The organism is Marinomonas sp. KMM3893, from assembly GCF_004352855.1.
GTDB classification, from domain to species: Bacteria; Pseudomonadota; Gammaproteobacteria; order Pseudomonadales; family Marinomonadaceae; genus Marinomonas; species Marinomonas arenicola.
Map to the genome: position 1 here is coordinate 642,421 of NZ_SJSC01000001.1, position 16,993 is coordinate 659,413.

Genomic DNA, 16,993 nt, shown 5'->3' on the forward strand with positions numbered 1-16,993 from the left:
GTTACAGTTAAAACATTGTTACAGATTATTTAGTGTGGAATTTAAATAGTTGCCCTGAGCTTTCATATTAGAAAGTTGTGAGCCTAAGTTGGTAAATTTATCCCGTAGAGAAGCTTCGTATTTGGTCATGCGATCTTCATAAGATTGCAAGGTTTCTTCTGTGTTATCTTTGGACTTTTGGATGGAATCCTTAAGCGCCTGATTCATACCGTCTCTGCCGGTATAACTGTTCAGCAATTTATCCAAAGACCCAGCGACGCCACCAGTGCCGGTAAATAAGTCAGGAAGTTCGTCATAATTCTGGCTTATTGCTTTATCAAGCTTAGCTTCATTGATACTCAAGGTCCCCTTACTGCCCATTTTAAGGCCAAGGTCAAAAACAGAAGCTAGCTTACCAGTATTAGAATGACTCATCATGAAACTACTGGTCATTGATGACTGCAAGTTGCGAATCATGCTATTACCATTCAAGACAGAGCCTTTCGCAGCACTTCGACCTAAAACACCAACAAGATCATTATAAGAAGAGACGAAACTTTTAATCGTCTCTTTCACTGTTTCTTCGTCATAACTAACATCCACCTTTGTTGGCTTGGTCGTTAGAGCAAGTGCGTCTATTGATAAGCCAGACACCGCTTTATCAAACGTATTACTGTCGTTACGAATCTGAATGCCATCTACCGTAATCACAGCGTCTCGCGCTTGATCATTGAGTGACACAGACATACCTGCTGACAAACCTTCGGTAGATACGCTGTCTAAAGACAAACCACTGGCATTAGTCGGTGCTTTTTCTAATGCGTCTTTTTCATCTTGCGTTAAGGAATCCGAAATAGCCAACTGAGATAAGGGAGTCGGTACGTTTGAGATGCGTAAAGAGCTGCCATCCCCTTCTTTATCCGAGGTAATCGTAAAAAACAAATTTCCTTCACCGTTATCAACCAAGTTGGCCGACACGCCGAAATTGTCTTCTGCGCTATTTATTTGTTTTCTTAATTGGGAGAGTGTTGTTTTAGGCGGTACATCAAGCGTAAAAGATTTATCTCCAGCACTAAAGGTTAATTTACCACCGCGAGCGGTAATTACATCATCGGCTGAACTGAATAACCCTGGTGTAGATAAAGCTCGACTGCCTTTTGCAGTCTGATTAACACTGATTTCATAAGAGCCGTTTGAAGAGTTTCGGTCTGCACTTACATCAAGTACTTTCTTGTCATCAGGTTGATCAACAATGGCATTACGACCAGTAAAAAGATCGCTATCATTTAGCTTTTCTACGGTAGATTTGAAGGTGTCGATGGCTGATCCAACAGACCCTAACGCTGATAATTTCGAGTCGTAGCCTTGGATGGTGTTTTTATACAGCTTAACCTTATCATCTCTCTGAGCGCTCACCATTTTATTAACAAGTGACTCTAGATCAACACCTGATCCAGCACCCAATGAGCCAACCGCCATAGCTTTTCTCCTGATCTTTTAGACATCATCAAAACGACATATCACACCCTACTGTTCACTAAGGTGCCTTTAACATCACTTAGCTCACTAATAATATCATCGATTCGCTCTGACATTTTCAAAAAATCCTCAGTAGGAATCTGACGCACTACATCCCCGGAAGATTGATCGACTACTTTAATGATATTTCTACCACCATCTTCAGTGGTTTCAAATGACAAACGCACATTCAATTGTGTCATTTTGCTGTTCATTTCTTCAATTTGGTTAGGCTCAACCGTAGGGGAAGGACCTTGCCCTTGTGGTGTATTACTGCCTACCCTATCTGTATCGGACAGAGCTTGGACAACTTTAGACTCAAGTTGCTTTCGAGCGGTAAATTCATGGGAAGCACGTTGCTCTGGTCTAAGCGACATACTGTGGAAAGCTTGTTTAGAAAGATCACTAGAACTAATCGACATACCCCAAGTCTCCTAAAAACAGACAAAGCTGAGGCACTGCCCCAGCTTTTAGCTATGTTAGAACTATCTTAACGAAAGAACTATCTCAATAAAGACAACGCGGTTTGAGGACGTTGGTTTGCTTGTGACAGAATCGATGAGCTAGCTTGCTGCAAAATCTGTGCACTTGTTAGCGCCGCAGTTTCTTGAGCAAAATCAGCATCTTTCACTCGAGAACGAGCTGCAGATACGTTTTCTGTGATGTTACTAAGGTTGTTAATCGTTGAACCGAAACGGTTTTGCACCGCACCCAATTCCGCACGTTTAGAGTCAACCGCAGAGATCATCGAGTCAAGAACGCCGATCATGCTTTGAGCATTGGCCATAGAGGTAACAGACGCAGTAGACACACTGACTTGAGAAGATGCTTGGCTAGACAAACCGGACATGGTGAAACCACCGTTACCCGCAAAGTCGATAGATCCATTCGCACCAGCGTCTTTCATGTTAAAACTGATGGTTTGATTAGAATCTGCACCAACTTGGAAGACACCATCATAAGTACCGTCTAACAGGTTACGACCTGCGAAAGTAGTATCCGATGCAACACGGTTGATTTCTTTCGATAACTGACCCATCTCCTGCTGTAGTGCAGTACGATCTTTATCAGTGTTAGAGCCGTTAGCAGACTGCAAAGACAAAGTACGCATACGCTGAAGCATATTTGTTGTTTCGTCTAATGCACCTTCAGCGGTTTGCGCCAAAGAAATGCCATCGTTCGCGTTACGTACAGATTGGTTCAAACCATTAACTTGAGAAGTTAATCGATCCGAAATTTGCAAGCCAGCAGCATCATCAGCAGCACTGTTGATACGGCTACCAGAAGACAATCGCTGGAAAGCTGTGTCTAACGTTTTCCCTGAACTCATCAATTGACGCTGAGCGTTAAGAGATGAGGCATTCGTGTTTACATAAAGAGCCATATAGCCTCCAAAGATTTCAGAAATCCTGCGAAAAAGCAGTACTCGTCCTTGATATCGACGTCTCTTTAAAAAACTTTAGCAATTTATGGCAATTATTTACCTAATACAGGCAAAAACACGCCACACAAAGGGTGATTTTATGCCTAAGACATTGAAAAACATCATGTTTATTTTGTTTATAAACATTTAGTTAAATGTCTAATCTGGGTAAAATTTAGACATAAAAAAACCAGATGACAGAATTCTCACCTGGCTAAAAGCGGCTTCTAGGAGAGAGAAGCCACCTTGCTTCGAAAGCAAATCCGAAACAATAAAATAAGCGGCACAAACGTACCGCTCTAATGGATCTGATTAGTTACCCAATAAAGACAATGCCGTTTGCGGACGTTTATTGGCTTGTGCAAGCATACTGCTGCTCGCTTGCTGAAGAATTTGCGCACTGGTTAGTGACGCGGTTTCTTCCGCGAAATCTGCGTCTTTAATTCGAGAACGAGCCGCAGCAACATTTTCTGTAATATTGCTCAAGTTGTTGATCGTAGAGCTGAATCGGTTTTGTACCGCACCCAGTTCTGCTCGTTTTGTATCAACTGCAGAAATCATGGTATCCAAAACAGAAATCATGCTTTGTGCATTGGTCATACTAGATACAGAAGCGGTCGACACAGAGACTTGAGGCGTTAAAGACCCTGCAGACAAGCCAGACATGGTAAAACCACCGTTTCCTGCAAAATCGATTGAGTTAGCGCTACCACCAGACTCCATTGTAAAACTGATCGTTTGGTTCGCATCAGCACCTACTTGGAACACACCGGCGTAAGTACCGTCCAACAAATTACGTCCACCAAATGTGGTTGTATCAGCCACTCGGTTAATTTCTTTCGACAATTGAGACATTTCTTGCTGAAGAGCTGAACGATCTTTGTCGGTATTGGATCCGTTTGCAGACTGGATAGACAAGGTACGCATACGTTGCAACATGTTGGTTGTTTCGTCTAGCGCCCCTTCTGCTGTTTGTGCAAGGGAGATACCATCGTTGGCATTTCGTACTGATTGGTTCAAGCCATTAACCTGAGAGGTTAATCGGTCACTGATTTGCAAACCTGCTGCATCATCTGCGGCACTATTGATTCGCTGACCAGAAGACAAACGCTGAAAAGCGGTATCTAGAGTTTTTCCAGACTGCATCAACTGACGCTGAGCATTCAAGGAAGACGTGTTTGTATTTACATATAAAGCCATTTGTTTCTCTCCTAAACATTAAAATCTTGGAAAACAACCGTTTGATTTAATTAGTTATTTGGTTGTTTGCCTGTATGATTTATTTATCGGCAAGCGCCTTTGTACCTTTAACTTTTTTTTAATCTTTTTTAAGATTTATTTACTAAAGCTAAGGTACAAAAGAGAAACACAAAGAAAGGAGATGGTTATCAACGACCTAACGCAGCCATCAAACAAGATGTTTAATGAACTGCAAGCCAAATTTTTGAGCGTCCACTTCACCTTCTACCTTAACGCTTGTTCCTGGCTTAGACAGGTCAATGTCGGTAGAGGCGATAAACGCTTTATTATTCACACTGTAAACTTGTCGCACCAGCGCAGGCTGAAAATCATGGCTGAGAGTCAGCACAAAGCCAATTCGTCTATTAGACAAAGACACACACGAGCCGACGGGGATGCGACCAATATTTTTCAGAAAGACGGCCAGCAAACGCTTATCAAATGCCAACCCCGCTTCTTTAATAAGTTGTCGCCTTGCCTGGGCCGGTCCCATTGACTTTTGATGAACCTGCTCTGATGTCAAAGCATCGTAAGCATCAATGATGGCCGCGATCTTGCCATAGATTGAAATCTCTTCGCCCTGCTTACCTTTCGGATACCCAGCACCATCCACTCGTTCATGGTGGTCCAGCAACATATGATAAATCACCTTAGAGATATTATCGGAGCGCCTAATGATTTGCTCGCCTAACTGAATGTGTTTACGAAACAAATCAAATTCGCCAGCCGTCATCTTAGTGGTTTTATTCACCATCGGGGTTGGCAAGCGAAAACGCCCTAAATCAAACAGCAGCGCGCCCAATGCAATAACATCAACATAAGACTCTGACAGCTTCATGGCTCTCGCAAAATGAACACCCAACACCGCCATTCCCATAGCATGCTGTGCAATGTACGCTGAGGAATCTTTAATGTGCCTTATGGCCATTAAGGCGTGTGGATTTCTTGTATAAGACTCAATAAGACGAGTACAAAACTGCTTTAGGCTCCCCATATCCAGCCGATCGCCTTGTTTAAAGCGCTCCACCTGCTCAAGCAGTAACAGGTGACCATCTTCAAACAATCGAAGCGCGGTTAATACTTCATCATTAAACGCCGTCGGTTCGAGCTTAGCTCTCTCTGCAACGTCATCCTCAATAAGCACAGGCTTAGTCGCATGAGACGGAATATTTACTTCTGGCTCTAGCGTGGTAGAGGGAATATTAATAACACGTTTTCTAATGTCTTGGTCAGGCTCGATAGACTCTAACCTCGCCTTATAAGACAAAATATATTCACGTGTATTATCGTTGAGCTCTTGTCGAAAATAGCGAAATAAATTCCCGCCTTTTATCGATCTATCTCGCCATTCTTTAGACGACAACCCCTCATGCAGTTTTTTAAGACTTCGAACTGACTTGCCCGTTGCAATAGAAAAACACAACATAAGGAAGCGCTCTTGGGCATCGTATAATCGATCCTGTCGACTGTTTAACAACTGATCGTCATTAAAATAAGGATCAAAAGGAAGCATTTTTCCTTCAAGAACAGGGCGTACTTCATCGAGCGCCAACTGTCGTAGAACCACACTAACAATGCGTTCTTTACGTCCATGTTCAAGAATTAGTTTTTTAGCACGTTTATGGTTAACAACTGCATTTTTTATTTTGAAAATATCGAGTATTTCATCGATATCAAAATATCCAGCACCGATTTCAGCCCCAAAGCATGACTCTATCTGAAATGAAGACATTTCTGATCACCTTGAGTTTTAAAATCAAATTTTATTAAACAAAGACAGATTACTGACTCGTGAAAAAAGCTTTTGGGAAGAGGTAAGTGCGGATTCTGCCATCGACAACTCCGTTGCTGCAGAACCCATATCTAGCCCAGCGACCCTATCTTGGGCCATGATATTTGATAATTGATTGGCCGAACTAAAGTCGCCTCGTTCAGTCAATGTATTTAAGCGAGAGCCGACGGCAGAGCGACCTTCTCCGATTGAAGTCTGAGTATTAACAACGCTCACTTGAGCATCATGAAAAGCCGCTTCTTTTTCATCGGGCGTGGCTGTTTTATCACGTAAAACAGCAATCGCATCGTTCAACTGGTTCAATACATTGTCACGTTTAGGTGGATTCAAAGAGACTTCAATTGCCGCCCCCGGCGCCCCTTTGATAACAAACGACATGCCATTAATGATCAAGGGTTGATTCGGCTCATACACGCCAGAAGAGACAACATTACCCGCAGAATCTGTTAACGAATATTGCCCTGGAGGTCCTCCGTAAAAAGGCACTTTTGAACCGTCTTGTGGAGGCAACTCAGCATTCGCTGCTTGAGCATCCGCCCCACCTAGCGGTACCGTCGTCAATACAAAGTTATTCGCCACGCCACTTGTAGCGCTGTAATTTTTGCTCAGGAAATTATCAAAATCCCCTTCATCATGCACCTTGGCACTCAAGGATACATTTCCCGCCAACAGGGTCGCAGTGAAGTTATTGCGCGTCCACACATCTTGAAAAAGCTGTTTGCCGGTGTCATTGATCGGGATTTTTCTATTTTCTGAAATCTGAGCAAACTTTTGACCTTCATTGCCTGTCCAGTCATAACGACCATCCGGTCTCAAAGTAAACGCTGGACTCTTAATGTCTGTGCCAGCAAAAATATAACTGCCATCAGCGCTTTTTGAATTCATTAAGTCCGCCATGGAATCAACCATTTTGGAAACCTGCTCAGTAATAGCATTTAAGTCATCTTGAGTGTTTGCCGTATTCTCAGCTTGTATGAACAAGGTTCTAGCATCATCAAGAAGGCCATTTAAACTGTCTAAAGCCACTTCTTCGTACTCAAGGTGACTTTTCGCCATTTTCATATTGCCATCGTACTGTTTAAGCTGGCTGGTACTGTTTTCATATTGCAATACCTGCCCAGTGCCAACTGGATTGTCACTGGGTTTGACGATACTTGTCTGCTCAGAAATTTTATTCTGAATGTCCATATAGCGATCATTTGCTTTTGAAATCGCCTGGCTGGATTGACCATAAATTAGGTTATTTGTGACTCTCATAAACTTACCTCACAGCCCCTAACAACGCATCGAAGGTTGTTCTCGCTGCGGTAATAACTTGGGCAGCAGCTGAATAAGATTGCTGATACTTCAATAAGTTCACAGCTTCTTCATCTAAGCTGACACTGGAAACTTCATCACGTCTCGCAACACTCTGATTCATCACCACTTCACTAGACTGTCTATTGGTTTCTAAAGCGGCACTTTTACTACCAACCGAAGTAACCAAATCAGAAAAAGATTCCGCCAACGTTGTTTTTCCAGACACCAACGACTGGTTTTGCAAATCGGCCAAACGTAAGCCATTAAAGTTATCTGCAGGCCCCAGGTCTCCCATGCTCATGCTAAATTCATCACCGGCTTTAGGGGCAGACGACACAGAAACATCAAAACCAGCCTCTTCAGCCAACCCTGCTTTGCCCAACAAGTCGTTGAAGTCTTGTGCATCATTCACTGAAGCAAGCACATTGCCTTGTCCATCTCGCACTTCATAGGCATTGTCTGATGTAAAATAAATACTATGGGGCGCCACCGGGTATAGCTCGCCATTCATCGAAAACGCCGAATTACTCGGATCAGTATTCGTAACCGAAGTGACACTTAAATTTGCATCCGACAAATTATTGGGATTCGTCTTAACACCCAATGGCGCGCTCAGTGCAATGTCGTCACCATTCTTGGCCGACAAACTCACCCCTGAAGCCGCCCCATCAGTGGGTGAAAAACGGTAGGTATCATGTAACTCGTAATCTTTTAAATCACCTAGATGCACGCTGATTCCCAACGCATCTATTTGATAGTTTCCATTTTTATCTGGTTGCGCTGAATTGAGGTCTAATACAGCAGACCTCTGACTCAGCTTCCCATCCAAGTCGAATACTTTCACCGTAAATTGATTGGTATCCGTTTTAGACAGTTCATAATTTCCAAGCGCCAGATTTGCTGACTGACCGTCAGCAACATGCACGGCAATGTTATCGGCCTCGCCTTTGTTGGCAGAGTCACCATAAACCTTGATGTCGCCAATTTTAAATAAGTCCTTACCGAACGCACCACTGGCATCTAATCCCAAGGTGTTTTGTTTGTTCATTGCATCGGCAATAGAAATTGCATTCAGACCTAATTCTCGATCACTTTTCTCTGCGAACTCTGATTGGTAGTCCATCAAAGCCCCAATGGAGCCACCTAGATGCTCGGTCTTCGCCGCCACGTCGTATTTACCAAAATCAATAAACAGCTTCTTCTGGCTTGGATTATTAGGATCGGGGATGGCTTTCAATACGGTCGCATTTTGATCCATAACCAGTGGCTGACCACTACCAAGGTGAATGGTCATCACACCATTGTCCGCATATTGAACTTTTACATTGACGTAATTAGATATCTTTTTAGCCAACAGCTCTTGCTGGTCTCTCAATTCATTCGCAGGGGATGTGGAACCCGTTTCTTCCTGCAAAATTTGACTGTTCATGTGAGCCACTTGAGAGGTCAGATTGTTCAGCTCACCCAACGACGTCTGCGTTTGCTTATCCGCAATTGTTTTTTGCTCTCCAACCAACTTAGATAAGGTGTGATAGTGCTCGGTAAGACCTTTTAAGTTTGAATGGGCAAGCTCTCGAAGAGAAGAGGACGTCGGGTCATTATTGACCTCATGCAGAGATTTAAACGCCTTATCGAGATAGTTATTTAATGAGACACTGTTTTCACCCAAAAGGCCGTCTGAAGCCGACATCATAGAATGGTATGTATCGTAATAAGAATGAGTAGACGTGTCTGAGCGCACCTGATCGTTAACAAACTTGTCAACTATTCGTGAGGTGTCTTGAATCCTAACCGCGCCCGTTGGCGAGCTAACTGTGGTGGTTTTCTGACGACTATAGCCCTCAGTATCCACATTGGCTGTGTTTTGACCTGTCGTGTTAATACGAGCACTACTGCTCTGTAATCCCGACAAACCAATTGAATATAAACCAGAGCCCATCGCTCACACCTCTAGAACATGAAAAAGCATTTTGCTTAATAAACTATCGGCAAGCACCGCAAGAACTTTACCAAACCGTGAAAATCACACCAGCCGTGACTATAGGGACTCAAACCACTTACTGGACAGAATATGATTAATTTTATCCGAGTACTTGGGATCCGTTGCGTATCCCCCTTTCTGCAATGATGCGGCAAAATTAGACGCATCATCACCCGATTCCAAGGCATCCTTATAACGATCACTGGCGCTCAAAAAATCAGCATAATCATTAAAGCTTTGAGAAAATGAATCGTAAGCACGAAACGCCGCTTTTTCTCGCTTCGCGATACCATCCCGATACTCTAAGGTATTTACGACAGCTCGATCCCCTTGCCAGCGACTGTCTGCCTTAATCCCAAAAAGGTTAAAACTGGCACTGCCATCTTCTTTCGCAATTGGGTATTTTCCCCAGCCGGTCTCTAACGCTGCTTGCGCTAAGATGGCCTTAGGGTTCACCCCCAGTTTCTCTGCGGCTTGTTGTGCATGAGGCCACAAAGCCTTAACAAATGACTCTGGTGAATCAAACGCCACAGACTGGGCAGAAGGCTTAGTGACATCGCTTGCCGCTACGCCGGCTAAATTACTTTTCGCCGAATCAATTGACGCTTTCTCCGCCACTTCTTTTTGCACAGCCTGTACAAATTCCGTTGATGCTTTGTGCGCCAATGCCTGCACTCGAACCAAGTCTTGCTGGGATACACGATGTAATAAACTCGTGTCATCATGAGATGGAGCAGACACACTACCCTTGCCTTCATATTGCCTAATCAGAGCGTCTGAAATGCCAATGCCTCCCGTTTTAGCGAGAGTTTGAGACATCTGAGAGTCCATCATGTCCTGATATTGTTTGGTTTGCGCACTGGAAAAAAGGCCACTACCAATAGACTCATTACCGGCTCTCATGTTTTTCAGCAGCATATTAATAAAGATGGCTTCAAACTTTTGAGCCACCTCTTTTAACGCTGTCTCAGGGTCTTTCTGCGCTTTTGTCTTCAAATCAGACAGCGCAGAAAAGTTACCAAAGAAATCTTGAGAAGAAACAGAATTCATAGTGCCACCTATATCACAACAAAATCAGCGTTGATCGCGCCGGCTTCTTTCAGGCCTTCCAAAATAGCCATCACATCACCCGGTGCCGCACCGACCTGATTCACAGCTCGAACAATATCATTCAGCGAGGTTCCTGGATTAAAAACAAACATATGCCCACTGTTTTTATCCACTTGGACATTGTTATTACGAGGCGACAATATGGTCTCCCCTCCCGTCAAGGTGCCATCTTGGCCTGGCACTGGTGGCGCCTGTTTTATCGTAACGGTTAAGCTGCCGTGAGTAATCGCCGCCGGAGAGACTTTCACATGCTGACCAATCACAATCGTCCCAGTACGGGAATTAATAACGATGCGCGCTCTCTCCTCGCCAACCTTGACATCCAAATTCTCTAAAATAGACAAGAAAGTGACACGCTGACTGGAGTCTCGTGGCGCCGTAACTCGAATCGATGTAGCGTCTAGGGTTTTCGCCACACCAGGCCCTAACAAGCCATTGATTTTATCTGTGACTTGTTTGGCCGTGGTAAAATCAGGACGATTGAGATTAAAGGTAAGCGTATCGCCATTCACAAAACTGTTGGGAACAGAACGCTCAACACTGGCGCCGTTTGGAATCAAGCCAACCGTTGGGATACTCAGTGAAGAACGTGAGCCATCCGCACCGTCAACACCTAAACCACCCACGACAAGATTTCCTTGAGCAACCGCATACACCTGCCCATCGGCCCCTTTCAGCGTCGACAGTAAAAGTGTTCCGCCACGTAAAGACGCTGCATTACCAATCGATGACGCCGTAATATCAATTTTTTGACCCGGCTTTGAAAAAGGCGGCAAGGTGGCGGTTAAAGACACCGCGGCGACGTTTTTAGAGGTTGCTGTCACACCGGCTGGTAGCGTCACGCCAAAGCGTGACAACATGCTTGCAAAACTCTGGTTCGTAAAAGGCGTACTGTCTCCAGTACCATTCAAACCAATCACCAAACCATACCCGAACAATTGGTTATCTCGCACGCCTTGCACACTGGCTATGTCTTTTAAACGCTCAGCAAACACCCCAAAAGAGAGGAAGGCCGTCAAGATTAATGCTACATACTTCATGTCTATCACCCTTGTTGAGACCTCTGGCCTCAAGCGCTATTTCGCTAATTAAATAAGTGCCCAATGGCATTAGCTAACCGGTTAAATCAGTTGCCCTGTTAATTCGGCATTTCTCTAGAATTTAATAACCGGCTCACCCATCCTTGCTCGCTTCCTGCGGCCACTTCCCCAGTGCCAGAGTAAGTAATTCGAGCATCAGCAACACGCCCAGACTCGACGGTATTATCTGGGGAGATATCTCTTTTTCTTACCACACCAGTGAAGCGTAAGTACTCATTACCCTGGTTTAACTTAAGCCATTTTTCACCACGAACCGCCAACAATCCGTTCGGGTAAACTCGATATACCGTAACCGTAATGGTGCCAGCTAAACTGTTATTTTGATCCGCGGATGCGTTGCCTGAAAAGTTTGTCGTTTGTGCCGGCACATCAGTGTCCATGTTCAATGTTTGGCCTAGCACTTTGGGATCTGGAATCGTAGCGGACGCCGTTTTTGATATGGCGGCCGTATTCGCCTTAGTGGATGTCGTGCTCTCATTAAGGTTAATAGTAAGTATATCCCCTACTTTATTGGCGGTTTGGTCGCCAAAAAACACATCGCCCATACTGGCTTTATAAATGCCTCCAGTAGGCGCCTGAGGCGGTTCAATGCCATCAGGGTAAACCGGTGCATAAGCGGGATCGTCCGACTGAATATGTTCCGTCACTTTTGGACCTGACATAGGGTTTGTAGGATCAGGAACATAGCCTTTACGAGGCGCTTCTTTTTCCGGTTCCTTGTCTTCAGCATCGGCTGCTTCACCGTCATCTGTTACCGCATCAGCCACAGCGTTAACCGCTGCTGCACCCGCGCCAGCAGCAGCGGCATTAGCCACTTCTTGCTGATCAATATTCCATGACAAACAACCACTTAAGCAGGTTGTGAGCAGCACTAAAAATGCTAATTTGATATTCATATCCGTGCACCAATCCTAGAGCTGTTGTATTGCAAAGCTCATCATACCATCTGCAGATGCAATCACTTTAGAGTTCATTTCATACGCTCTTTGCGTCGTAATCATGTTCACCAACTCTTCGATTGAATTTACATTGGAAGCTTCCAGCATACCTTGCCCTAGAGTCCCCAGAGAATCTGTCCCTGGCGCCCCAACAATCGCAGGACCGCTGGCATTGGTTTCTGTGTATAAATTCGCACCGATGGAATCCAAGCCTGTCGGATTGACAAAACCAGCCAAGTTAATCGCGCCGACCTGCTGCATGTCGGTTTGGCCTGCTTTTTTCACAGACACAACGCCATCCTGGGCAATATCGATCTCAGTAACGTCTGGGTCAATCTGAATACCTGGGTCGATTAACAAGCCATTAGAAGTCACCAAGTTACCATCGCTGTTTAATTGCAAGCTGCCGTTTCGCGTATACGCCATAGTGCCATCTGGCTGCACGACTTGCAGAAAGCCTTTTCCTTGAATGGCCACATCCAGTTTTCGGTCGGTAACATTAAAATCACCATCAGAAAAATCTTTCTGGGTAGCACCGACTTTAACACCGGTACCTAACTGCAAGCCCGATGGCAGCTCGGCATTTTGCGCACTAAGACCACCTGGCGCACGAACCGTTTTATACATTAGGTCTTCGAAGACAGCACGGTCCTTTTTAAACGCCGTTGTGGATACGTTAGCCAAGTTGTTGGCAACAACATTTAGCTGTTTATCCATGGCGCTCAAACCTGTTTTACTTACCCAAAGCGCTGAATTCATAGAAGCCTCTTTTTTATAAATACTAAAACGTTAAATACTGATAACAGAAAACACATAAAACGAACGACTTGAATTAAGCGTTACGCTGTAAAATTCTTGCTGATGCGGCACTGTCTTCACGAATCGTGTCCATCATTTTTATGCTCATTTCGAAACGGCGAGAAAGATCCATAATGTGCGTCATTTCTTCAACCGCATTCACATTACTACCCTCAATAAAACCCGAGGCTAGCTGAATATTTGGATCTATGTCGAGAACCTGACCTGGCGTTTTTGAATGGATCAAGCCATCTTCGCCTTTGCGAATTGAGTCAGTGTCTGGGTTAACCAGTTTAATCTGATCAATGACCGCCACTTCATTCGCAGCGCCACCTTGAGGAACAATAGAAATAGAGCCATCAGAAGTGATAGTAAGACTTTGTAAAGGCGGTAAAAAAATAGGCCCGTTATTTCCGACTACCGGTAATCCTCTGCCAGTCACCAGTTGCCCACCTGCATTGATCTGTAAATCTCCAGCACGGGTATAAGCTTCTTGGCCTTCACTGTCATAAACGGAAATAAAACCTTTTCCTTTGACCGCCACATCCAGATTTCTTCCGGTCTGAATCATGTCACCTTGAGAGTATCGAGTAGCAGGGTTTTCGGTCATAGCATAGACACGACTAGGGTAGTAGTCGCCATTTACCTGCATGGATCTAGCTTGCTCAAAATCTGCTCGAAAGCCTGTGGTATTAACATTAGCCAAATTATTGGCATGTATTGTCTGGGCGTTCATGGTTTGAACCCCACCACTCATTGCAAGATATAACGCTCTATCCATTCCCCTTCCCCCTCAATAACAACTCTCTATCCTAGAGTTACTATCAAAAACTGTACCAACTCGTAAGAAATTAAAAAATAAGTAAAAATTGGACAAAAAAAAGCCGTAACACAGTTCGTGTTACGGCTTTTTTTAACGTTCTCAGTGAACCTAACGCAGGTTAATAATCGTCTGCGTGACCGTGTTTTCGGTCTCTAATGTCTTAGAGTTGGCTTGATAGTTACGCTGTGCCTCTATCAAAGCCACCAATTCAGAGGTCAAATCCACATTTGACTCTTCAAGCGCGCCACCCTGAACACTGCCCAGTGTTCCACTGTTTGGCCGACCAATACTTGCCGGACCAGAATCTTTCCCTGCCACCCAAGCCGTATCACCATCTGGCACCAAACCGTCGGTATTATCAAAGGTTGCCAAGGCCAACTGGCCAAGTGTTGCCGTTTGTTGGTTGGTGTAAGTCGCAATAAGGTTACCGTCTTCATCAAAAGACACCCCTTGCAACTCACCCGCTGAAAAACCGTCCTGTTTCAATTCATCTGTGCTATCCAGAGCAAACTGAGTTGAACCTGTTAAATCCACAGGAATAATTGAATTTCGGTTGGTCGGGTCAAAGCCTTGAATTTGCAACTGAACAGGCTGAGAAGAACCAAAAGGTGGAATTCCTTTATAAGCGCCCGACAAATTACCCGCTGGATCAAAGGTCACTACTGTGTCTTTATCAAGGTAGCGTTTGTCTTCGCCTGTGGTCGGGTCAATATAAGACTCTTTACCATCCACCGTCGCTCGCAATTCATAGGTATTATCTTCACCTTGCTGAATAAAGTAATAACCCAAGGTATGAGTCTCACCTAGCGCATCGTAAACATTTTTGGTGTTGCCATAACTGTAAGAAGATGGGTCTTTTGGATCGAATGCTGGACGCGCAATATTATCTGGTGTACGCACTAGCGTTGGATCCAACGTGCCAGCAATGGCGACCCCATTCAAAGTACCGCCTGCTGCGATTGGGTTCTTCGTCAAATTCGCAATGTCCGTCACCGTTGGTTCAGCGGCACCGCTATACAAGAGTGAGAATGGCGGCTCATCCACGCCATCACCATTATAATCCGATGCCTCTGCGCCATTAAATGTCGCATAGGTTGGCTGCATAAAAGGCGCGCCAGTATCGTCTGTCGACTTACCATCAACCGTGGCATACACCTCGTACGTATTGGGCATTTTACTTTTAGCGTAGTAGTAGCTAATAAGGTGGTTATTGCCATTACCATCTGCAACGGTTTGCGTTTGCGTATAATCGTAAGTGTCCGGATTGGCAGGATCAAAATCAGCACGGATATAAGGAGGAACATCTTCCCCTTCAGAGTTCAAGTTCACTTTCAACTCAACCGATGACGTCGCCTTAGGTGGAATACGGGCAGTGGGTACAACCATATCCTCTAAGTTACCGCCAATGATGCCATCGACCGCATTATAACCCTGCACTTTAGAACCCGCATTCGTAACCAAGTTACCATCCGCATTCAATTTAAATTCACCAGCGCGAGTATAGGCCTGAGTTCCAGCCCCAGCGTCCAGTACAAAAAAGCCTGTCCCATCTACCGCCAAATCTAAATTGTTGTCGGTATAAGCAAGGTTACCGGATGAAAATTCTTGTGAAACGCTAGCAACGCTAACACCTGAACCAATAACGTTACTGCTGCCTGCTCCCAACACATTACTGTTGTAAAGGTCATTAAATTCGATGCGCGATTTTTTAAAGCCTGTTGTGTCTGCGTTGGCAATATTGTTACCTGTCACGCTTAAGTAGTCAGCAGACGCTTTAATACCCGATAATGCTGTATTGAACCCCATATTACGCTCCAGTTATCCTAATATTTCCAATTCGTTTGTTAGTTTGACCTTACCGTGATTTTCCACGTTCAAAACCGTACCGTCTGGACCATTGATCGTGACCCCTTGAATCCGGCTTGGCAGCTGAGTCGATAAAGCAGACACCTCGCCTTTGTCATTCACGATCGAGGCGGCAAAACGATATTCGCCAGGCGGCAAAACATTTCCGGCGTCGTCTTTCTTATCCCAATCATACTGCCCACTATCAAGCTTAGCAGTGCGCACCAGTTGATTATTGGCGTCGTAAATTTTTAACGTTGCCGACTTAGCACCCTCTGGCAGCACTGTTTTTAATGCCACATCTTCTTGTGAGTCTGTAACCGTGGTTTTATCTGCCTTCATCATGAGCGACTTGCCAACTAAGCTAGAAGCCCCCACAGCCTGATTTGACGTCAGCGAAGTGGTCATATTCTTAAGCTGATCCGAAATACTAGACAGCTTTTCCAATGAGCTAAATTGAGACATCTGAGACACCATATCATTGGTATCTTGGGGCGCTGTTGGGTCTTGCCCTTTCAATTGCTCAATATAAAGTTTCAAAAAGACGTTTTTATCCGCAAGACCGCCAGTGGCGTCTTTCTTCGCCACCTCTTCCGGCTTTTCTATGCCCGCTTTCGATTTTGCGCCGTCCGTGCCGTATTGAGATATCAGGCTCTTTAAGCCATTGTTTTCAGATATATTTGCCATATCTCACCTCTATGACTGACCTAGCGTAAGCATCTTCTGCATCATGCTTTTCGCCGAATTCATAATTTCCACATTGGTTTGAAAAGATCGAGAGGCAGACATCATATCGGCCATTTCTTCAATGGGATTTACATTAGGGTAGTAGACATACCCTTCTTCATTAGCCATTGGATTATCTGGCTCGTAACGAGGCTTTAAAGGCGCATCAGACTCGACAATGCCATCAACCTTAACCCCAACACCTGCCCCTGTGTCATCAACACCAGCACCATTCCAGCCACTCTTTTGCATCTCGTCATTCATCATCTGAGAGAACACAGGCTTACGCGCCCGATAGGTCTGATCAGCAGAACTTGCCACGCTATCCACGTTGGCCATATTACTTGCAATGGTGTTCAAACGAATCGTTTGAGCGCTCATTGCAGACCCAGAAATGGTAAAAATATTACTCAAAGACATGG

The 16,993-nt window shown here is 44.6% G+C and carries 15 protein-coding genes; all 15 read right to left on the reverse strand.

Annotated elements, in window-relative coordinates; translation table 11 throughout:
* Positions 1–18: 18 nt before the first annotated feature.
* Positions 19–1,458, reverse strand: coding sequence for a flagellar filament capping protein FliD (gene fliD, locus E0D71_RS02960; protein WP_133001795.1), 1,440 nt, complete (start codon positions 1,456–1,458; stop codon positions 19–21).
* Positions 1,459–1,499: 41 nt separating this feature from the next.
* Positions 1,500–1,919 (reverse strand): flagellar protein FlaG, encoded by a 420-nt coding sequence (locus E0D71_RS02965; protein WP_133001796.1) that lies wholly within the window; start codon positions 1,917–1,919, stop codon positions 1,500–1,502.
* A gap of 80 nt (positions 1,920–1,999) precedes the next feature.
* Positions 2,000–2,881 carry a flagellin gene (locus E0D71_RS02970; protein ID WP_133001797.1) on the reverse strand — a complete coding sequence of 294 codons (882 nt, stop codon included), beginning with the start codon at positions 2,879–2,881 and terminating at the stop codon, positions 2,000–2,002.
* A gap of 351 nt (positions 2,882–3,232) precedes the next feature.
* Entirely contained in the window at positions 3,233–4,120 is an 888-nt protein-coding gene (locus tag E0D71_RS02975) for a flagellin (protein WP_133001798.1), read from the reverse strand.
* A 208-nt stretch (positions 4,121–4,328) separates the two neighbouring features.
* Positions 4,329–5,891 carry an HD domain-containing phosphohydrolase gene (locus E0D71_RS02980; RefSeq protein WP_133001799.1) on the reverse strand — a complete coding sequence of 521 codons (1,563 nt, stop codon included), beginning with the start codon at positions 5,889–5,891 and terminating at the stop codon, positions 4,329–4,331.
* A gap of 24 nt (positions 5,892–5,915) precedes the next feature.
* Positions 5,916–7,208 carry a flagellar hook-associated protein FlgL gene (flgL, locus tag E0D71_RS02985; RefSeq protein WP_133001800.1) on the reverse strand — a complete coding sequence of 431 codons (1,293 nt, stop codon included), beginning with the start codon at positions 7,206–7,208 and terminating at the stop codon, positions 5,916–5,918.
* A 4-nt stretch (positions 7,209–7,212) separates the two neighbouring features.
* The gene (gene flgK, locus E0D71_RS02990) at positions 7,213–9,189 is read right to left on the reverse strand and encodes a flagellar hook-associated protein FlgK (RefSeq protein ID WP_133001801.1); all 1,977 of its coding nucleotides are present in this window, start codon (positions 9,187–9,189) and stop codon (positions 7,213–7,215) included.
* Positions 9,190–9,288: 99 nt separating this feature from the next.
* Positions 9,289–10,281, reverse strand: coding sequence for a flagellar assembly peptidoglycan hydrolase FlgJ (gene flgJ, locus E0D71_RS02995; protein WP_133001802.1), 993 nt, complete (start codon positions 10,279–10,281; stop codon positions 9,289–9,291).
* Between the two features lie 8 nt (positions 10,282–10,289).
* Positions 10,290–11,381: a flagellar basal body P-ring protein FlgI gene (locus tag E0D71_RS03000; RefSeq protein WP_133001803.1), complete on the reverse strand. Its 1,092-nt coding sequence runs from the start codon at positions 11,379–11,381 to the stop codon at positions 10,290–10,292.
* A 98-nt stretch (positions 11,382–11,479) separates the two neighbouring features.
* Entirely contained in the window at positions 11,480–12,337 is an 858-nt protein-coding gene (locus tag E0D71_RS03005; protein WP_133001804.1) for a flagellar basal body L-ring protein FlgH, read from the reverse strand.
* Between the two features lie 15 nt (positions 12,338–12,352).
* Entirely contained in the window at positions 12,353–13,138 is a 786-nt protein-coding gene (gene flgG / locus E0D71_RS03010) for a flagellar basal-body rod protein FlgG (protein ID WP_133001805.1), read from the reverse strand.
* A gap of 73 nt (positions 13,139–13,211) precedes the next feature.
* Positions 13,212–13,958, reverse strand: a complete 747-nt coding sequence (flgF, locus tag E0D71_RS03015) for a flagellar basal-body rod protein FlgF (RefSeq protein ID WP_133001806.1) — start codon at positions 13,956–13,958, stop codon at positions 13,212–13,214.
* A gap of 150 nt (positions 13,959–14,108) precedes the next feature.
* Complete coding sequence (locus E0D71_RS03020) at positions 14,109–15,806, reverse strand: flagellar hook-basal body complex protein (protein WP_133001807.1); 1,698 nt, start codon at positions 15,804–15,806, stop codon at positions 14,109–14,111.
* A 12-nt stretch (positions 15,807–15,818) separates the two neighbouring features.
* On the reverse strand, positions 15,819–16,532 hold the full coding sequence (locus E0D71_RS03025) for a flagellar hook capping FlgD N-terminal domain-containing protein (RefSeq protein ID WP_133001808.1): 714 nt from the start codon (positions 16,530–16,532) through the stop codon (positions 15,819–15,821).
* Between the two features lie 9 nt (positions 16,533–16,541).
* Positions 16,542–16,991, reverse strand: coding sequence for a flagellar basal body rod protein FlgC (flgC, locus tag E0D71_RS03030; RefSeq protein WP_133001809.1), 450 nt, complete (start codon positions 16,989–16,991; stop codon positions 16,542–16,544).
* Between the last annotated feature and the right edge of the window lie 2 nt (positions 16,992–16,993).